The 20,742-nt window shown below is 35.6% G+C and carries 17 protein-coding genes; 10 read left to right on the top strand and 7 right to left on the bottom strand.

Annotated features, from left to right (window positions below; genetic code table 11):
- Window positions 1–342 precede the first annotated feature (342 nt).
- The 7 genes from GQ598_RS09415 to hxlB all read left to right on the top strand — a co-directional run bounded on the left by GQ598_RS09415 (window position 343) and on the right by hxlB (window position 6,263).
- The gene (locus GQ598_RS09415; RefSeq protein ID WP_160403898.1) at window positions 343–2,319 is read left to right on the top strand and encodes a transcription antiterminator; all 1,977 of its coding nucleotides are present in this window, start codon (window positions 343–345) and stop codon (window positions 2,317–2,319) included.
- Complete coding sequence (locus GQ598_RS09410) at window positions 2,309–2,764, top strand: PTS sugar transporter subunit IIA (protein ID WP_160403897.1); 456 nt, start codon at window positions 2,309–2,311, stop codon at window positions 2,762–2,764. Before GQ598_RS09415 ends, GQ598_RS09410 begins: the two co-directional genes overlap by 11 nt.
- Before the next feature lie 29 nt (window positions 2,765–2,793).
- Window positions 2,794–4,131 carry a PTS galactitol transporter subunit IIC gene (locus tag GQ598_RS09405; RefSeq protein ID WP_160403896.1) on the top strand — a complete coding sequence of 446 codons (1,338 nt, stop codon included), beginning with the start codon at window positions 2,794–2,796 and terminating at the stop codon, window positions 4,129–4,131.
- A 13-nt stretch (window positions 4,132–4,144) separates the two neighbouring features.
- Window positions 4,145–4,429: a PTS sugar transporter subunit IIB gene (locus GQ598_RS09400; RefSeq protein ID WP_091347103.1), complete on the top strand. Its 285-nt coding sequence runs from the start codon at window positions 4,145–4,147 to the stop codon at window positions 4,427–4,429.
- A 106-nt stretch (window positions 4,430–4,535) separates the two neighbouring features.
- Window positions 4,536–5,051 carry a YjbQ family protein gene (locus GQ598_RS09395; protein WP_160403895.1) on the top strand — a complete coding sequence of 172 codons (516 nt, stop codon included), beginning with the start codon at window positions 4,536–4,538 and terminating at the stop codon, window positions 5,049–5,051.
- A gap of 14 nt (window positions 5,052–5,065) precedes the next feature.
- Window positions 5,066–5,716 carry a ribulose-phosphate 3-epimerase gene (locus GQ598_RS09390; RefSeq protein WP_202112740.1) on the top strand — a complete coding sequence of 217 codons (651 nt, stop codon included), beginning with the start codon at window positions 5,066–5,068 and terminating at the stop codon, window positions 5,714–5,716.
- Between the two features lie 10 nt (window positions 5,717–5,726).
- Window positions 5,727–6,263 (top strand): 6-phospho-3-hexuloisomerase, encoded by a 537-nt coding sequence (gene hxlB, locus GQ598_RS09385; protein ID WP_160403894.1) that lies wholly within the window; start codon window positions 5,727–5,729, stop codon window positions 6,261–6,263.
- Window positions 6,264–6,414: 151 nt separating this feature from the next.
- Here hxlB and mmuM read toward each other — a convergent pair whose 3' ends face one another.
- The 5 genes from mmuM to mfd all read right to left on the bottom strand — a co-directional run bounded on the left by mmuM (window position 6,415) and on the right by mfd (window position 15,601).
- Entirely contained in the window at window positions 6,415–7,356 is a 942-nt protein-coding gene (mmuM, locus tag GQ598_RS09380; RefSeq protein ID WP_160403893.1) for a homocysteine S-methyltransferase, read from the bottom strand.
- Window positions 7,346–8,749, bottom strand: a complete 1,404-nt coding sequence (gene mmuP, locus GQ598_RS09375; protein WP_160403892.1) for an S-methylmethionine permease — start codon at window positions 8,747–8,749, stop codon at window positions 7,346–7,348. Before mmuP ends, mmuM begins: the two co-directional genes overlap by 11 nt.
- A gap of 85 nt (window positions 8,750–8,834) precedes the next feature.
- Entirely contained in the window at window positions 8,835–10,397 is a 1,563-nt protein-coding gene (locus GQ598_RS09370; protein ID WP_160403891.1) for a DUF945 family protein, read from the bottom strand.
- 203 nt (window positions 10,398–10,600) lie between these two features.
- Window positions 10,601–12,106 carry a DUF945 family protein gene (locus tag GQ598_RS09365; RefSeq protein WP_160403890.1) on the bottom strand — a complete coding sequence of 502 codons (1,506 nt, stop codon included), beginning with the start codon at window positions 12,104–12,106 and terminating at the stop codon, window positions 10,601–10,603.
- A 36-nt stretch (window positions 12,107–12,142) separates the two neighbouring features.
- Entirely contained in the window at window positions 12,143–15,601 is a 3,459-nt protein-coding gene (gene mfd, locus GQ598_RS09360; protein WP_160403889.1) for a transcription-repair coupling factor, read from the bottom strand.
- 158 nt (window positions 15,602–15,759) lie between these two features.
- On the opposite strand from mfd, the gene lolC reads away from it, so the two are divergent.
- The 3 genes from lolC to lolE are packed head-to-tail and all read left to right on the top strand — an operon-like array spanning window position 15,760 to window position 18,911.
- Complete coding sequence (lolC, locus tag GQ598_RS09355) at window positions 15,760–16,962, top strand: lipoprotein-releasing ABC transporter permease subunit LolC (RefSeq protein ID WP_091347251.1); 1,203 nt, start codon at window positions 15,760–15,762, stop codon at window positions 16,960–16,962.
- Window positions 16,955–17,659 (top strand): lipoprotein-releasing ABC transporter ATP-binding protein LolD, encoded by a 705-nt coding sequence (gene lolD, locus GQ598_RS09350; RefSeq protein WP_160403888.1) that lies wholly within the window; start codon window positions 16,955–16,957, stop codon window positions 17,657–17,659. The genes lolC and lolD overlap by 8 nt, the downstream gene beginning before the upstream one ends.
- 13 nt (window positions 17,660–17,672) lie before the next feature.
- Window positions 17,673–18,911 (top strand): lipoprotein-releasing ABC transporter permease subunit LolE, encoded by a 1,239-nt coding sequence (lolE, locus tag GQ598_RS09345; protein ID WP_202112739.1) that lies wholly within the window; start codon window positions 17,673–17,675, stop codon window positions 18,909–18,911.
- A 58-nt stretch (window positions 18,912–18,969) separates the two neighbouring features.
- Here lolE and GQ598_RS09340 read toward each other — a convergent pair whose 3' ends face one another.
- The gene (locus GQ598_RS09340) at window positions 18,970–19,701 is read right to left on the bottom strand and encodes a rhomboid family intramembrane serine protease (protein WP_160403887.1); all 732 of its coding nucleotides are present in this window, start codon (window positions 19,699–19,701) and stop codon (window positions 18,970–18,972) included.
- Window positions 19,702–19,744: 43 nt separating this feature from the next.
- Window positions 19,745–20,239, bottom strand: coding sequence for a GNAT family N-acetyltransferase (locus GQ598_RS09335; protein ID WP_091347083.1), 495 nt, complete (start codon window positions 20,237–20,239; stop codon window positions 19,745–19,747).
- Window positions 20,240–20,742 lie beyond the last annotated feature (503 nt).

The raw sequence follows: 20,742 nt of genomic DNA, 5'->3' as shown, positions 1-20,742 counted from the left end.
TATATTGACAAAATTGATTAATTTAAGAAAAATGCTATCCGATCTTTATGAAATGTTTTTATGTAGTTAGATCTTAGCTATTTTAAAATGCTATGACTGCATTACAAAAATTTGTCGTGATTAAATCCTAAACCAACTAGAACATCATAGAAAAAATCCCAATAAATACGCCATCTTTTATCATTATTATTTCAACATATTCTTTTTCCCATTTTCTTCAATTACATCTAATTCCAGATTAATCTGGAAAAAAATGTCATCGTCTTATTTATTTAACTAATTATACTTTAAAGCATAGATTTATAAATGTATTGCGACAAAACATGAAAAAGGAGTTTGGTAATGGAAAGACAAATAGAGTTACTGAAACTACTTTTTAAAGAGTCTGAATTTAAACCAGCATCCTATTTTAGTTTAAAGTTATCCATTTCGACCAAAACCATTTATTTTGACATTGAAAAATTAAATGATCAGCTATTAACCGTCCCAAATAGCGATATTTATATCGAAAAATCCCCCCGCAAAGGCTTAATACTGAAGGGAAATAAAGGCTGTATTGATTCGGTCATTGGTTATTTAGAGCAAAATAATAGTCATGGCTATTTTAATAAAAGCTCACGTCGATTAACACCGGAATATCGTCGATTAGATATTGTAAAACGTTGTTTGTTAAATCAAGAAAATGTCTCATTAGAGCAGCTCTCTGATGATTATATTGTCAGTAAAACATCGCTACATAAAGATATTGAGTTTATTAACCGTTCATTAGCATCTGAAAATGTCTTACTAAATGTCACGCATAAAACCATTGTTGTAGAGGGTAAAGAAAATCAAATTCAACGTGCTATTAAACATTTTTTATTGCTATATATTCATAAACAAGACAGTTATTATCTTAATCAACTCATGAGGTCATTGATGGATGATGATTCTTTTGAGCAAATTAGCCAATTATTATTTGAACATTACGAATCAATCGTTCAGCGATCCTCTGAATATTATTTATTATCATTATTGATATCGATAGCAATACAATTAAAACGGTTAACGCTAGGTTATACCATCGATGAAGAAGATGATTTTTTATTTAACCATATTCGTTATATGCAATCGTATTTGATTGCATCCGATCTTGCTCAACTACTTGAAGTTACGTTTAACATTGAATTTTCAACGAATGATATTAAATATCTCAGTAAGTTGTTTTTTGCACATCGAATTATTGATGAATCAGTAAAAGTTGATGATAGTTTTTATGAACAAATCATCCGCAAGATTATAAGAAAAATTGGCGAAATTGAAGGAATCGATTTATCAAAAGATAGTAAATTGTTCCATTCATTGTTATCTCACTTTCCACCCATGATTACCCGTTTGCAAAAACAAATACGTATTATTAATCCGATATTAAAAGAAATAAAACACGAATATTCAAAATTATTTAGTGTATTGTGGTATGCGCTTTCTGATTTAGAACGTAAATTTGATATTTGTTTAAACGATCACGAAATCTCATTTTTATTGATTCATTTTCAAATTGCGTTAGATAAAGCTGCTGATGCTAATAATATTGTGATTGTTTGCCAATATGGTTGCTGTTCATCAAATCTAATTCTTAATAAAGTTCGAAAAATATTACCGTCTAAAGATAACATTGAAGTTTATTCGGTTTCGAAATTGACATCGACCAATCTTAGTAATGTTGATTTATTTATTACTACACTTGATATCAATAATCTGAATAAGCCAGTTGTTAAAATATCTTCATTGCTAAATACTAATGACTACCAAAATATTATTCAGGCATATGCCAATTATGTCTTAAATAAACAATCTGATTTTTCTGAAAAACAGAATTGTTATCCATCCATGGCAAAATTTGTAGATCCTGCTCTGATTCAATTAAATGTCGATATCGACAATAAAGGTGAATGTCTTCATCAATTAATACATCGACTTGAAGCTAAAGGTTATGTCACTTCTCACTACCGCGATTCTGTTTTACAGCGCGAAGAAATAGGCGACACGGCTATCGAAAATGGTATCGCTTTACCTCATGGCTCACCGATGTTTGTGACTAAATCCAGTATATCCATTATGACTTTACGCAAACCCATCAAATGGGGTGTGATTGATGTTAGCGTGATTATTATGGTTAGCCTTTCTGAAAAAAACATTAATAGTATCAATGAAGTATTTACTGAAATTTACGAAATTGTTTCGAACAAACACGCTATATCAGCATTAAAAAATATCACCAGCTTTAAACAACTAAAATTATTTTTGGATAATCAAAGAGGAATCAAAAATGTACTTTGATAAACAGTTATGCCTTTTAAATATCGAGGCATTAAATCAAGAACAAGTTCTAACGCAAATGGCACAAATGTTATTTAGCAATGGGATAGTTAAACAAGACTTTTTAGACGGCATTTTAGAAAGAGAACAACAATATCCAACTGGTCTATTGGTTAATTCTGTTGGGTTTGCTTTGCCACATACTGATTCATCAAAAGTTAATCAATCACAAATTTGTTTTGCATCATTAAAACAACCAGTCATTTTTAGATGTATGACTGATGAAAACGAAAAAATTCCCGTCAAATTTATTTTTATGCTTGCCATGAAACAACCTCATGAACAAGTTGAAAATTTACAAAATTTAATAGGCTTATTTCAAAATGAACAACAAATAAAATTATTGGAACAATGTCATTCAATTAACGAATTTATCGCTATTTTAAATGTAGCTGGTGTGAAATAGAAAGTTAACTTTTATAAAGGAGTCCAAAAATGGATAGTGTGATTAACATTTTTCAATGGCTAATAAATTTAGGTGGGATTGTCTTTTTGCCTATCATTATCTTTATTATCGCCTTATTTTTTAGAGTGCCGTTTTCCAAAGCGATTATGGCCGGTATTACTGTCGGTATTGGTATAGTCGGTTTAGGTTTAGTGATCACGTTATTGTCTGACACTTTAGGTGTTGCAATTCAAAAAATGGGGGAACAATACGGAACATCATTAAGCATCATGGATATTGGTTGTGGAGTAGGTGGACCGTTGGCGTTTTCAACTACGTTAGGATTACTGCTTATTCCTATTTCGTTGATAATTAACTTTATCTTTATTTCACTCGGTTGGACGCGCACTTTAAATGTTGATATTTGGAATTTTTGGTTTGCAATATTCTTAGGCCTAGTGGCTTATTCGGTAACGGGATTTTATTGGGTAGGGATTATTGGATGTATCACGGCTGTTATGTTGCAATGGTTCTTAGCCGACTTATTACAAAAACCGATAAGTTCATTTTTTGGCTATCCAGGTATTTCAATTACTCACTTGATGGCCTTGTCGGGCGCTGTTGTGGCAATTCCTTTAAATTGGATCTTTGATCGTATTCCTGGATTTAATCAATTAAATGCCGATTCAGAAACTTTAACCAAAAGATTCGGTATTTTTGGTGATACGGTCGTTATTGGTTTAATTATTGGTTTAGTTGTGGGGATTTTGGCTGGTTATGATGTGCCGCAAATTGGTAAGCTAGCAATTTCGACCGCAGCAATTATGAAGATAATGCCCAAAATGGTTGCCATGTTTATGGAAGGTTTGCTACCGGTTGCTGAAGCTGCTCGAGAATTCACCAGCAAAAAACTCAATGGTAAGCAAGTGAATATTGGTATGGATGCTGCATTAACAGTTGGACATCCCGCTGTTATGGCAACGGCATTAATTATGGTGCCGGTTTCACTCCTATTGGCCTTAATCTTGCCGGGTAATAAAGTGTTACCTTTTGGTGATTTAGCCTTCTACGCTTTTGGTATCTGTTTGATGGTTCCGTTTTTTAAAGGAAATATCGTTCGATCAATTATTGGTGGCACAATTTATTTAGTGATTTGCCTATATATGGCAACTTGGCTAGCACCAGTTATTACTGATGTATTCCATTTGGCTAACTATGATGTGGGCACAGCGGGCATTGTCACAGTTATTTTATGTGGTTTATGGCCAGTCACCTTATTTGTGCTGTTATTAAACTATCTTGGTTATATCGGATTGATAGGTTTAGCTCTAGTGATTTTATGCTCGCTAATTTATATCAATAAAATCAAAAAAATCGAAATGTACTAAAAGGAACATGATTATGAAAAAATTACTCATTATGTGTGGTGCAGGGCATGCAACATCAACTATTGCTGTTAGTAAAGTGACTAAATGGCTAAATGATGAAAAATTAACAGAAAGTGTCAAAATCTATCAATCAAAAATAGCCGATGAGTTAAATAAAATAGACACATATGACGTAGTTATTAGCACTACCATCGTACCAGAATCAATTAAGGGTAAAGTTATAAATGGTTTAGCTTTGTTGACTGGCGTTGGTTTAAACGAATTTTTTGCTGAACTAAAAAAGCGTTTAGCCATCTAGCATTATCAAATTAAATAAGGTGTATAAAACTAAGCCCCATTTACATTGCTATTTAGCCCAACGGCAAACAAGTAAATGGGGCATATAAACAAGGAATAATACCAATATGAACATTTATCACCACGCCATAAAAATTGAAACGGTATCTGGTCGACACTCTTATCACGATATTACTAATGAATTAAACCAATTTATTGCCCAATCAAATATCCAAAATGGTCAACTCACCATCGCCACAACGCATACGACATGTTCACTTTTTTTTGATGAATGTATGCACGACACCAATTTTTTTGGTGACGAATATTTGCATGTTGATATTAATAATGTGTTAGAGCAGATTGTTCCTAAAATGACTAGCGAAAATCAATACAATAGTCCTGGACCAAAGCATATTGAGTTTGGTTTAAGCCTAAATGATCCCAATTATCCTGCTGAAAAATGGGTAATGCTTAATACCGATGCTCATATCAAATCATCGCTATTTGGTAGTTTTTCATTGGTATTAATCATCAAGAATGGCAAGCCTCTTATGGGCGAACTTGGGCGAATTTATTTTGTTGACTGGGATTCATTACGAGAAAGAACTCGTAATGTTAATTTTATGCTGATGGGCTGCTAATAAAGGTGATAATTATGATTTTGTCTCCATCATTGTTTAATTCAGATCTTTACCTGATCAAAGAAACGTTAGATACGCTTGATTCACTAGGCATCACACAGTTACATATTGATGTAATGGATAATCACTATGTCCCAAATTTAGGTTTTAATACTGGTTTTGTATCAAATTTGAAATCGCATACCCATTTTATTCTAGATTGCCACCTAATGATTGAAAAACCTGAATTATCAATTTTCGATTTTATTGAAGCTAAACCTGATATCATCACTTTTCACTATGAAGCGACGGTTCATCATTCGTTTATCATCAATAAAATAAAAAAAAATAATATAAAAGTCGGTTTGGCAATCAACCCAAGCACACCGGTTGAACATGTTAAAATGCTATTGCCGCTTGTTGATCTTGTCCTTGTTATGACCGTTAATCCCGGACAAAAAAATGAAACCTTTTTGCCTTTCACATTACAAAAAATTGAACAACTGAGTTTAGAACGGCAAAAAAATAATTACTCTTATGATATTCAAGTCGACGGAAATATTACTGATAAAACCCTATCACTATGCTTAAAAGCAGGGGCTAATAATATTGTTTCGGGTGGGTTTATCTTTAAAAATAATGATATTGCAAACAATATTGAAAAATTAAAAGCGGCAACTAATTAAGGAAAGTACAATGAGTATAAAAACAATATTAAGTAATATATTAACTGAAATAGCGGCACAAATAGACACAATCAACGAAGCACAATTACACGAATTTAAAAATGCGATTATTGGTGCAAACCATCTATTTTTAGCGGGAACAGGGCGTTCAGGGTTAATGATAAATGCATTTGCCAATCGGTTAATGCATTTAGGTTTAAAGGTTAGCTTAATTACCGAAATTAGTAAACCCAAAGCCAATAAAGGTGATTTGCTGATTTTAGGCTCTAATTCAGGCGAAACCAAAAGCTTAATTGCCTACGCACAGCAGGCAAAAGACTTGGGCGTCAAAATCATATTATTCACAACAAACGGTACCTCGACCTTGGCAAAATTAGCCGATAATATAGTTATTATTCCCATAAGAGTTGATAAGTTAAACCAACCAATGGGTAGCACATTTGAGCAACTCTCATTACTGACTTATGACAGTGTTATTTATAGTTTAATGGAAAGCTTACAACAGACCCCAGAGATAATGAAGTGTCGGCATGCGAATATTGAGTGATTTTTTTGCACTTTAAATGTCGACAAAAAATTGAATAAAATCAATACCTTTTCCTGACCGATTTTTATTGCATTTTTGTTATTGGTTTTTGGGCGTTTTTGAATGTGATAGGTTGAACATCATAAATTATTACGCCCAAATATTAAGTGATTTAGCTACCTTTTAATAACGTTGCAATTTCGTTAATATCGTTTGGCGTTGTTTGACAGCAGCCACCAATTAATGTTGCGCCTAGTTTTACCCAGATGGGTAATTGGTTTGTAAAGGTGCAATTGTGGTGATGATTTTTGTGCCATTGTTTGGTGGTTGGATCGTATTGTTCACCAGAGTTGGGATAGACAATCAGCGGTTTTTGCGTAAGTTTTTGTAACGATTCTAACGCTGCAGTGACATTTTCTAGCGCAATGCAGTTAACACCAATACTAACTACTTGTTGACAGTGATTAAGATGCTCAATGACCAAAGATAATGGGGTGCCATCGCTAAGATGATTGGGATCTTTTAATGTTAGCGAAAACCAGCTTGTTACAGTTGGAAATTTTTCGAGAAGCTTTGTGAGTGCTTTGATCTCAGCAAAAGAGGGCAGTGTTTCGCAAGCCAGCAGATCGACTTCTGCGTCAACCAATGCTTTGATGCGGTTATAGTGAAAATCGATAAATTCTGATTCAGAAAGTTGATAATCACCAGTATATTCTGAACCATTTGCAAGATAAGCACCATAAGGACCAACTGAACCAGCAATTAGTAGTGTTTTATTTTGTTTTGTTTCATCTAGGTATTGACTCTTTGCTTGCTTGGCAAGCTCGACGCTTGTTTTTATTAGCTTGATGGATTGCTCTAGTGTAATCCCTTTTTTAGCAAACCCCAATGGTGTAGCTTGATAGCTAGCGGTGATCGCACAATCAGCACCAGCTTTAAAATAGTCATAATGGACTTGGCGGATCAGTTCAGGATTTTCGATTAACACTTTTGCCGACCATAAGCTATCGTTAAGATCGCATCCGCGACGTTGTAGCTCGCTAGCTAGTGCGCCATCAATAATGATGTATTTTTTTTGCTTTAACAGTGTACTAATTGGATTATTATTTTTCATTTTTTGCCACTCGCTTTTGATGGGCTTGGGTAAAGTGGTGGGCAATAAAACAGACAACCACAAAAGGAATGCCACAATAAAGTGCAATACGTTGTTCTGGATCGAATGCGAGTCCAATACAAGCAATTAAACATAAAATAAAGCCTAAAATAGGTACAAGTGGGTAAAATGGGGCTTTATATTTTAGATTGTTTTGCTCCTCACGAGTTAAACTTTTTCTAAAAAAGAAGTGTGAAGCGCAAATACTTAGCCAAACGGCCACCACGGCAAATCCTGAAATAGCTGTCAAGGCAACAAAAACCGTGTTAGGCGCAATAATGCTTGTGAGTAATGCCAATAAGCCACCTAACATACTGACGGAAATAGCAAAGGCTGGAACGCCTGTCTGATTAAGTTTGCTGAAGCATTTTGGTAATGTACCTTGGTTGGAAAGCGACCACAACATGCGTCCAGAAGCATAAAGCCCCGAATTTGCAGCTGATAAAATGGCGGTTAAAATTACAAAATTAAGACAATCGGCAGCATAAGGTAAGCCGATATTTTCAAAAACGGTAACAAAGGGACTTTCGATAACGCCAGCTTGATCCATTGGTAATAAGGCAGCTAAGACAAAAACGGTGCCAATAAAGAAGATGATAAGTCTTAGAATTGTGGTTTTTATCGCTAACGGAATGGTCTTTTCTGGTTCTTTTGTTTCACCAGCGGCAATACCAATAAGTTCCGTGCCTGAAAAGGCAAAATTGACCGATACCATCGTCATAATAATCGGGGTAATGCCATTAGGGAACCAACCATTATCGGTAATATTGTGTAAAAAGGGCGCAGGGATGTCATTTTTCATTGGGACAAAGCCAAAAATAGCCGCAGCACCAGCAATAATAAAGATAATAATGGTGATTACTTTGATAATCGAAAACCAAAATTCACTCTCAGCAAAAAATTGTGCGGTAACGATGTTTAATGCCAAAATCACGGTACAGAAAGCAGAACACCAGACCCAAATAGGTGTATTTGGAAACCAATGCTTCATACAAAATCCTGCTGCGGTAATGCTTGAGCCGAGTGCGACAGTCCATGTTAACCAATATAACCAAGCAACAGTATAACCCGTTGCAGGGCTAATGAACCGCGAGGCATAAGTATGAAAGGCACCTGTTTCTGGTATGGCAACAGCGAGTTCTCCAAGGCATAACATGACTAGGTAGACCACTAATGCACCAATTAGATATGCGATAATTGTGCCAATTGCACCTGCGGTCGCAATAATGTAGCCAGTGTTAAAAAAGAGACCCGTACCAATAACGCCACCAAGTGATAGCATAATAAGATGCCGAGTTTTCATGGTGCGTTTGAATTGGTTTTTGTTTGATGAGATTGATTGTTGTGTATTCATAAGGCGTTTTGTTCTATTCATTGTTATTATGTTTAAATTAATATACCACCAATAAATGAGTGGGCTGCTTTTTTGTTAATTGTTATTAATTATCTCCAAAAACTTTTTGTAAAAAATCCTGTATTGGTAATATTTGTCCATTTAACGTTGCTTCTTGTTTATCTTTGGCATAATCCACCTCAGAATAGACCCCTTCAATGTTATTTTTTTCAAAGGTAAATAGTGGGATTTTGATAAAATTATTTTCCACTATTGATGATTTTATTGATAAATTTTCTTTTTCAATTTGTTCAGGTGTTAATGCTTCTTCATTTGGGGTTTTGAGCTGTGCTGAGAAATAAGCCAATACGTTAAATGGTGCATCGACGTTTAGTTTAAGGCTATCAATATTGTTAATGTTGATTATAAAACGTTCCAGTCTTGAGCGTATTCCTGATAAAGCTACAAAAGCATTGGCATTAACTTCACCTATGGTGTTTTTAAAATGGAATTTATTTAGTAAAATTTGGGAATTTAATGATGTTTGTTTGTCATCAAAGTCGGTGTAATCAAAATTATTAGATAGCATTGTGACAGGAATATTTTGGTAACTAAGATCTAAACTAACACTGCCTACATTTGGCAAACCGAGTAATATCGATTCTGCATCGGCTTTTAATAAGCCATCAACAGTATTGTTTGTTGGGTTGAAGATGTTTTCTTGATCGACCATTAAGTTGTTAATGATGATCTTTTGATCATCTGGAACGGGTTCCGAAGAGGTATTAAATTCAAGTGTCATTTTTCCCATTTCGGTATGATGATTTGGGATTATAACACCAGTTTTATGAAGGATATCGCCTTGATATTTTAGATTATCAAAAGTAATTCGCGGTTCGATATAGTGATTGTGAGAGCCTAATGCAATCTTATCGGCATTGATATTATAATGTATTCCTGTTTTGTCTGAATTTGGGCAGGCTGATAAATTAAATTTCTGTAGGGTGACTTGTGGTTTTGAGAAATTTTTATAGTTTTTATAAATGAATTTATCTATATTCACTTGGGCATGTAAATCGGAAAGATGTTTATTGACTTCAATATTAATATCACCATCAGACACCTCTAAGGAGCCATCAATAAAACTCAAAATCTCAGAATTATTATTGGAATCTGAATCAACAAGATTAAGCGCTTTGTTGGCTAATTTTATGGTGAGATTTTCTTGGTAGCTCATACCGAGCTTAGCTGTAATAAATGGTTGATTACCAGCTAGTTGCCAAAGTTTTGGCGATAGTGCTTCGCTCATTGCATATTCTATCCATGCCATCTGTGGAGTGAATTTCCCTTCTGAAAGGGCAATGATTGGGAATGGGCCATGGTGAATGGTGATATTGTCATTAAAAAGTGTTTTTGTGTCTTCAATAAGCCAACTGAAATTCTTTGGAATTACCTTTACAGTAAGGTGTAGGTTGGTTGAAAAGATAGATTGTTGATAATCGCTATATTCAATTACAATGCTAAATTCATCTTGGTCGTTGTCAATTTTTTGTGTAATTTGTTCTATTTTTTTGTCAATGTTGTTTTTGATTACGTTCCCTGTATACCAAGACGAGCCAACGTATCCTAATATTGCAATAATGCCTATAGCGATTACACTTTTCTTCATTGTTTCTTCTCTTTTTTTATTAAATTTTATTGTAGTAATTTTAATTGATTTGCAGTTTATAGGCGATAATTTTTTGATTATTTTAGTTTCTTTAAGGGTAATAAGTCGGTTTTTATCAATTTATTTTTTTGGAAAAGGGCATCTGAATAATATCCGCCAGTATGACTGGCGGATCAGATTAGTTAGATAAGTTGACTGATTAGTTATAAATTGTCTAAGAATTCTTCTTTTGACATTGTTTTACCATTCACTTCAACTTCGTCACTATCTTTAGCTAAGTTCATGTCTAAATAAAAGCCATCAGTTTTACCATTGCTTAACATTAAAAAGCTGGATTTAGATTTAAGTAAGTTAGCCGCCAATTGTATCATTTGATTGGCTTTTGTGATTTGTTGTGGTGTTACGTTATTATCGTTAGGGTTTTCTATTTGTGCGGATATACGCGCTAATGCGTCAAATGGTGCTTCGAGCTTGAATTTTATCGCATTAATATTTTCGTAAGGGTCTTGAACAAGAGACATCCCATATATATCAAATACATCTAACATTAAGTTAATATTAATATCACCTGCAGGCGTGTGCCAATTGAATTTATTGAGTGAAAATTTGATATTCTGTTTGGGATTGATATCGTTTAAATTCATATCATTCATATCATTCATATCAAATAGGTTACTGGACCAACCTCTATTCAAACTTTGAAACTCGACATCGGTCTGAATATTGCCTAGATTCTGTTGACCATAAATAATCGAATCAATATTAGCAAAACACGAATTATCAATTATATTAGAAGCCTTATTTAAGACACTTTTTTGCTTCATAGTGATATTATTAAAAACCAATGGCTTGATATTTGGGGTATATAATGATGGGGGGGACTCTAATATCATTTTATCGATACTGCCTTGCGAATCCATATCTTGGGTTTTGTAATTAAATTTACCTGTTGATTTAATGTTATCAATATCCAAACCTGCTATTGAATATGTGCTAAAACTGTATTTTATATTACCGATATTTAATTTGTAATCTACCTCATCTAGTGTGCTAAGTGGTGTTAGTGACAGATTCAAGTCACTAAAGATAACATTAATGTCGTTTGCGTCTGATAGAAAAGGAAATCTATCTAATTGCAAATTAGCCGTCATATCAGTACCATCAATATAGCCACTAAAGGTAAAATAACCTTTGCCAATATCAAGGTCGTTATCCATAAATTTTATCGCTTTGCTTGTCAGTTTAGCAGTGACATATTCACCATAACTTATTCCCATATGCCCAGAAATAAATGGCTGATTATCCGCTAATTTCCAAAGTCTTTGGTTAGTTTGTTCTGTCATTTCGTATTCTAACCAAGCCATTTGTGGAACAAATGTACCTTTGGCAAGGGCTGCAATAGGGAAAGGACCATGGTGGATGGTGATATCATCATCAAATAGTTTTTGGGGGGTAGCAACTTCATCAAAAGATTGATTTTGTGACGATGTCACTTTTAGATGGAGTTTAGTTGAGAATATTCCTTTGTCGTAATTGCTCTTTTCAATATTAAAGGTAAATTTGTCTTGAATTTGGTTAACATTGTTGGTGATTAACGCTAATTGGCTGTCAATATCTCTTTCAATTATGTTACCTGTGTACCACGCCGTACCAACATAAGAAATTCCTAATACGGCAACGATTCCCATAGCGAGTGTTGTTTTTTTCATTCCTGTTCTCTTAGTTATTTATTATATTTTAAATTATCATTCTTGATGATCTGCAAAATTAGTCAACAAATTTTTAATATATTCAATACGTTCATTGCGTTGTAATTCTGATTTTTGTAATTTTAATCGATTTGAGCTTTCTAGGCGATAATTTTTTGGTTCTTTTTGAATTATTTGAATTAAGTAATCGACTGACACTTTATTCTTTGGACCAAATTCAATATAACCACCTTTTTCGCCAAATTCGATTTTGGTAATGCCTAATTGGCTTGCATGATAACGGATTTTAGTGGTTTCTAATAAAAATAGTACTGCATCAGGTAATTTCCCAAAGCGATCACGCATTTCGACTTGAATGTCGGTTAGCTCGTCTAGATCATCAATGCTAGCAATGCGTTTATAAAGCGATAGTCGGGTGTTGACATCGGGAATAAAGTCATCAGGAATTAATGTCGGCAATCTTAATTCCACTTCGGTTTGTTGGCTATTAAGTAATGATTCTAGTGTCGGTTCTTTGCCTTCTTTTAATGATTTGACCGCATCATCAAGCAGTTCAAGATAAAGGTTAAAGCCAATAGTTTCAATTTGTCCACTTTGATCACTACCCAATAGCTCGCCTGCACCCCGAATTTCAAGATCGTGTGTGGCTAGGGCAAAGCCGGCTCCTAAATCTTCAAGGGATGCGATCGCATCTAAGCGCTTTTTAGCATCTTTAGTGAGTAATTTAGGATGTGGCGTTAATAAATAAGCATAGGCTTGATGGTAAGAACGTCCAACTCGCCCCCTGAGTTGATGTAACTGAGCTAAACCGAATTTATCGGCACGATCAATAATAATAGTATTAGCGTTAGGAATGTCGATACCAGTTTCAACAATGGTGGTACAAACAAGTATGTTAAAGCGTTGATGATGAAAGTCATTCATCACACGCTCTAAGTCGCGTTCATGCATTTGTCCATGTCCAATGGTAATGCGTGCTTCGGGCACTAGTTCTGCCAGTTTTTCGCTGACTTTTTCAATATCAGAGATGTCATTGTGTAGATAATAAATCTGACCACCACGTAAAATTTCACGCAAAATGGCTTCTCTAATCACAAGATCATCATATTCTCGAACAAAGGTTTTTACCGCCAGTCGGCGAGCAGGTGGCGTTGCGATAATTGAAAGATCTCGCATACCACTCATTGCCATGTTTAGCGTTCGTGGAATTGGGGTTGCTGTTAGCGTTAAAATATCGATATTTGCTCGCATTGCTTTAATGCGTTCTTTTTGACGAACGCCAAAGCGGTGTTCTTCATCAACAATTAGCAAACCTAAATCTTTCCATTTGATATCTTCTTGTAGCAATTTATGCGTACCAATTACAATATCAATTTTGCCTTCGCCAAGAGCTTCTATAATAGCTTTTTGTTGTTTGGCTGTTTTGAAGCGAGACAGGCTTTCTATACGGATAGGCCAATTGGCGAAACGGTCGCAAAAGCTTTCGTAGTGTTGTTCTGCAAGCAGGGTTGTTGGCACTAAAACAGCTGTTTGTTTATGATTAATCACGGCTAAAAATGCAGCACGAATGGCAACTTCGGTTTTACCAAACCCCACATCACCACAGACTAATCGGTCCATGGCGTAAGGTGAACACATATCGCCAATTACAGCACCAATGGCGTTTTGTTGATCGTCGGTTTCTTGGTAAGGGAATCCTTGACAAAATAGTTCATATTGCTCACGATCTTGTTGAAATTGAAATCCGGGTTTACTTTCACGTTCGGCATAGATATCGAGTAATTCAGCTGCGACATCACGCACTTTTTCGGCCGCTTTTTGCCGAGCCTTACTCCAAGCATCAGTGCCTAATTTATTCAGTGGGGCGTTTTCTTCATCGCCACCAGAGTAACGACTTATTAAGTTTAATGACGAAACGGGAACATAAAGTTTGGTATCATTGGCATACAACAAAATAAGATATTCTGCCGTAATACCGCCTGTTTCTAACGTTGTAAGACCTGCATAACGACCCACACCGTGCTCTAAATGTACAACGGGTTTTCCTGGTGTTAATTCAGCTAGGCTACGAATGAGTGAGTCGGTATTAATCGCTTGTTTATTTTCTTTTTTACGACGAATAATGCGTCGACCTAATAGTTCGTTTTCGGTAATAAAAGCGTAATTTTTTTGTTGATCAATAAAGCCTTGTTCACTGGTACCAATCATTAAACAAAAACGGTTATCCGTATTGGTTTGTTCATCAAGCTGATTGATGGTGGTTGGATGAATACGAATTCTGCCAAGAATTTCTTGTAATGCTTCCTTGCGTCCTTCAGACTCAACCGAAAAGATGATTTTACCTGAAAAATTATCAGCAAATTGTTGAAATTGCCAATAAGGATCTTTTTGTTGGATCTGAATGGCGATTTCAGGTAATGCAGAATAAGGTAAATTAATATTTCTATTCGATTCTATGATTGTTGCATTTGATATTACTATTCTTGGGTAGTTTTTGAAATGGGCAAAAATTTCATCAGTTTTAGACCAAATAATTGCAGGCTCAAGCAATGGACGCATTGGATCGACTTTACGGCTTTCATAACGTTGGGTAATATCTTGCCAATATTTGTTAGCATATTGCTCAATATTAACGGTATTGATAATTAAGGTATTTGCTAAAAAATAAGAAAAGAGCGGTGTTAGCGGTTCGTTAAAAAAGAGGGCTTGCCAATATTCAATGCCAGTTGGCAAAATATTTTTGCTAACTTGTTGATAGATGCTTTCTGCATCTAATCTTACTTCAAATTGTTCACGCCATTGACTGCGGAACAGCTCAATCGATGCTTTATCAAATGGAAATTCATGTGCAGGTAATAGCTGGATTTCTTCAATTTCGTTAAGTGTTCGCTGGTTTTCAACATCAAAGGTGCGTATGCTGTCGATTTCGTTATCAAAAAAATCGATACGATAAGGCTTATCACTGCCCATTGGATAGATGTCAAACAGTTCGCCGCGAGTAGCATATTCGCCATGCTCCATGACTTGACTGACTGAGCGATAGCCTGCATTTTCAAGTTGTAAACGTAAGTGTTCACGGCTAATTTGCTGGCCTTTTTTCATTATAAATACATGCCCGCCTAAATAGCTTTGAGGGCAGACTTTTTGCATTAAGGTATTGATGGGTAAAATCAAAGCACCTTTGGTTAAATGCCCAAGATGATAAAGGCAGGATAAACGTTCTGATACAATATCTTGATGTGGTGAAAAACTATCATAAGGTAACGTTTCCCAATCGGGAAAAAAGATAGCAGGAAACGGAGAAAACTGCTTAAGCTCTCCATGTATGCGAGCGGTTTGTTGCATATCATCTGTAATAATCACCACTAAACCATCGTGTGCGTCTATTACTTGGGCACAAAATTGAGACAACGATGAACCGATAAGTTGTCCAATTTGCTTTACTTCACCCGATTTTTGAGGAATCAATGTTGAACTAGGTTGTATTTTTGACATGATGAATTTGTTGATATTGCTGAAAAATTATTAACAGATTATAACGTAATTACGTGGTTGTTTTCTATAACTGTTTAATCCTGTATGATAGGCACTTTGCAATTAACTAGCAGAACTTTGTCAAAAAGTTTTAGGTAATATATACGTTTATGTCAAAGATATTTCGTCCATTAGTCTTTTTTATTGGTTTGCGCTATGTGTATGGGCAAAAAACGGATGGGTTTGGTCGCTTTGTGTCATGGTTGTCGATGATTGGGATTATGCTTGGTTCCATTGGCTTGATTGTAGTTTTATCGGTCATGAATGGGCTTGAAGATCAAATGCAAGGTAGTATTTTGAAGTTTCTACCTCAAGCGCAGATCACAACTCCACAGGGGCGTATTGATCCTAATGTTGTTACTCGTGAACAGTTTATCCATATTCAAGGCGTTAATCATATAAGCCCTTTAGTTACTGGTGATGTGGTTTTGCAAAGTGAACAAAGTATCACCGTGAGTACCTTAATGGGTATTACGCCAGAAGATAATGACCCAATCAATGATTATATCTATAGTGGTTCTGTTTTGGACTTGCAGGCAGGGCAGTATAATGTGATTATTGGGCAAACATTAGCCAATCAATTAGGCGTAACCGTTGGCGACAAAATTCGCCTAATGGTGACTGATGCTAGTCAAATTACGCCTGTTGGACGCATTCCTTCACAGCGCTTATTTAATATTGTTGGGCTATTTTCAGTTAATCATGATATTAATCAATCTCTAATTTATGTTCATCAGTCCGATGCTCGGAATTTGTTACGTTACCCTGCCAATATGATAACAAGTTGGCGTTTATTTTTAGATAAACCGCTTGATATCGCTTCTGTAACAAATACTCCATTACCAGACGGGTTAGTTTTTAATGATTGGCGTGTTAAACGTGGTGAACTGTTTCAAGCGATTAAAATGGAAAAAAATGTTATGGGCTTATTGATTAGTTTAATTGTCATTGTTGCCGCTTTTAACATTATCACCTCGCTAAGTTTGCTCGTTATGGAAAAACAAGGCGAAGTTGCGATTTTGAAGACGCAAGGCTTGTCTCGTTTTAAAATCATGCTGATTTTTATTATTCAAGGAGCAAGTTCAGGGGTAATTGGCACGTTATTAGGTAGTGCATTTGGCCTGTTACTTGCTTGTTATCTAAACGAAATTATGCAAGTGCTTGGTTTATCGTTTGCTGGCATTCAATTGCCATCATTGGTTGAGCCAACACAAGTTGTTTTTATTATTATTGGATTGCTTATGTTATCGCTAATTTCAACTATTTATCCTGCATATCGTGCAGCCAATATACAACCAGCCGAGGCTTTACGTTATGAATAATCCACAAATACTTCTAAGCGCCAAGAACCTTTATAAAACCTATAACGAAGGCAAAATGGTGACCGAGGTGTTAAAAAATGTCTCGTTTGATATTTACCCAAAATCATTACTCGCCATTATTGGTAGTTCAGGATCAGGTAAAAGCACGTTATTACATCTATTAGGTGGGCTTGATAAACCCACCTCGGGCGAAATTATGTTTAAGTCCAAACAACTTAACCAACTATCCGAGGTCGAAAAGGCGCAGCTACGTAATCAAGAAATCGGCTTCGTTTATCAATTTCATCATTTATTACCCGATTTTACAGCGCTAGAAAATGTCGCGATGCCATTATTAATTGGTGGTGTATCCCCTAATGAAGCAAAAAAACGTGCCATGGCGATGCTTGAATCGGTTAATTTGGCTAAACGAGCCAATCATCGTCCATCTGAGCTATCAGGCGGTGAGCGTCAGCGTGTGGCAATTGGGCGTGCGTTAATTAATAACCCCGCACTAGTCATGGCCGATGAGCCAACAGGAAACCTTGATAAATCAACTGCTGATGCGATTTTTGATTTACTTATTAAACTAAATCGCGAACATGGCACCGCGTTTTTAGTGGTGACGCATGATCTTGAACTCGCTAATAAGCTTGATAAACAAATGGTGATGAGAGATGGGCAACTATCTGATAACGCATCATCAGATAATCAATGAATAGGTAATTAGTATGAATTTATCTTTAATTACCGCCATCAAATTCCGTAAAGGTCGTCGTAAAAGTGGTATGGTATCGTTGATTTCGATCATTTCAACACTCAGTATCGCCATTGGCATTGCCGCTTTAATTATAGGGTTAAGTGCCATGAACGGCTTCGAGCGCGAGTTACATAATCGGGTTTTATCTGTGGTGCCACATGGGCAACTATATCCTGAATACGGCAATTTAGATAATTGGCAACATATTCAACAAGAGCTCAAAAATAACAGCCATGTTGTATCGGCCTTACCGTTTGTTAATTTTACCGGATTAATCGAAAACGGCAGCAAACTAGCCGCAGTACAAGTGCAAGGGCTTGATCCCGAGCAAGAAGTGCAAGTTAGCGCACTGCCTAATTATGTCCTGAATAATAAATGGCAAGATTTTAAGCCCGATAGCCAGCAAGTGATTATTGGTGCTGGGCTAGCTAAGAGCTTGTCGATAAATGAAGGGGGATGGGTTTCTTTATTAATTCCTGTATCGAGTGGGCCAAACCAACTCAAGCCGCCTAAACGCGTTCGTTTGCAAGTGGTGGGCATTTTAGAGTTAAGCGGTAGTTTGAGTAACAATATTGCATTGATCCCCTTAACCGATGCACAAAAACTTCTAAGTATGGGCGATAGCGTTACAGGCATTATGGTCAATGTGAATGATGTTTATCAAGCTAATAACCTTATAGGGCAGGCTGTATTAGCCCTTGATGAACCCCTAACATTTAATAGTTGGGAACAGACCTTTGGCTTTATGTATCGAGACATTCAAATGATCCGGCAAATCATGTATTTAGCCATGATTGTAGTGATTGGCGTGGCTTGTTTTAACATTGTGTCAACGCTTGTCATTGCCGTCAAAGACAAACAGCGAGATATCGCCATATTAAAAACGCTAGGTGCAACTAATCGATTAATTCGGCATATCTTTATTTGGTATGGTGTGATATCAGGATTAATTGGTAGTTTAATGGGGGTTGTTTTAGGTGTGATATTGTCTTGGCAACTGTCGAATATTATGGGTGGAGTTGAGTCATTGCTGGGGCATAAAATCCTAAATAGTAATATTTATTTTATCGACTTTTTACCCTCTGAAATCCATCTATTTGATGTAATAATAGTGTTTATTACCGCTATGTTACTCAGCTTAATTGCTAGTTACTATCCAGCTAAACGGGCTTGTAAAATCGATCCTGCACGGATTTTAAATAGTTTTTAGTCATATCAAGTTTGCATAAAAAAGGCGCTGATTGATGATAATCAGTGCCTTTTTATTGTTAATAATAGAGGTAATAACCACTAGGTAAAGCATAGCGCATATATTGTGCATAGATCCCCAATGCAGTGACAATAAATACAAGGCTAATAATAAGCCAACTTAGCTTGCTTGGGTATTTGAATGTTTTTAGGCATAACGAAATCAGCCCACCAAGTACAAACCCAGCGCAAGCGCCACCGATATGTGCCATATTATCGATTGAAGGTAATAATCCTAATCCTGCAGTTAATACCAAACTAACTAGCATTGCTTTGACTGGCATTTCTTGTATATTGGTTTTAAACACCAAACAATAAGCTAGCAAAGCGGTAATAATCCCTAAAATTGCCCCCGATGCCCCACAGCTAATCACATTGTGATTGATAGTTGCAATATCACTTGATAAGCTTCCAACTAAGCCTGAAAAAAGATAAATACCTAAAAAAGCCATGGCGGGAATACGTTTTTCTAAAATTGGTCCGGTACTCCATAATGCCAGCATATTCATGGCTAAATGCGTAAAACTGACATGCATAAATAAATTAGTAAACATCCGCCAATACTGGCCAGAAAAAGTTAGCTCCGCAATATCGGCACCCCAATCAATTAAAAAGCGATTTTCATTTAGTGGCGAAAACCCGCGGCTATCAAGTAGCCGAAATGCAAAAAAACACAGAATGTTGATTACTACTAGCGTCGTGGTGATTTTAGATTGACTAGCGTAATATTTAATATCATTTAAGGTGCTCATTAAAATTCCTTTTGAATAGTTGAATTTATTGGTAATAGGCGGGTTAATCTAATCGTTTACCCAATATTACTAAATCACGCTGAACATTATCCAATTCAGCAATTTTTGGAAGAAGCCCCCATTGTTGGTACTGCATTTTTTTAAATAAATTAACACTGGGTAAATTATGTCGAAACACATAACTAAAAATTGCCTCAATTCCTGCTTGTTTTGCAAATTGTTCAATTTTATCTACCATAAATTGACCAATTTTTTTACCTCGAAAATCCTGATCAAGATATAAGCTAATCTCAACCGTTTTATAAAAAGCAGGGCGCCCATAAAACGAAGATAAACTGATCCAACCACAAGGTTGATCTTGATATTTAATTAACCAAAGCGGACGATTTTGAGGATTATGCTGGTAAAACCATTCTAATCGACTTTCAACAGAAACAGGAACAGTATCGGCAGTCACTTGACGACTAGCAATTGTTGAATTATAGACATCGACAATAAAGGGTAAATCTTCTAATGTAGCATTGTGGTAAGTGATCATGTTTTTGCTGTAAGTGGTTAAAAAAAATTATTGTAATTTTATTATTGAATGTAGGCAATAAGGGATATTTTTATCATGAAGAAAACACAGCGTAGCAATGTTTTATTATTAAACTAAAAATAAAATAAAATCAATTAATTATATAGATGTTTTTAATAATTAAATTTACTCATTGTCAAAAAACAAAAATTCATTTAACCTTTTTTATCAATCTGCGTCAAGCGTAGGATGATTGCTCAGAAGATTTGCTAATCCACTTAGATCGGGCGTGATCACGGTAGCTATTTTGAACACCCAAAGCAAACTTCCGAAACCTACACACTTAATTCATTCTAATCACATAGAACAAAAAGTACTTGATTTTTTGCCAAAAATCGGTCAGGAAAGGTATTGATTTTATTTAAGTTTTTATTCTGTGGTTCCTGGATTCAAATATGAAGTGCAATTTTAAACACGGTGGAGTGAAGAAAGTAGAAAGGTGATTTATACTAGCACCTTCGCAC

Origin of the sequence: Gilliamella sp. Pas-s95, from assembly GCF_009795795.1 — a bacterium.
GTDB classification, from domain to species: domain Bacteria; phylum Pseudomonadota; class Gammaproteobacteria; order Enterobacterales; family Orbaceae; genus Gilliamella; species Gilliamella bombicola.
The sequence above is the reverse complement of the archived record's forward strand: the minus strand, read 5'-3'. Positions and strand labels throughout refer to the sequence as shown.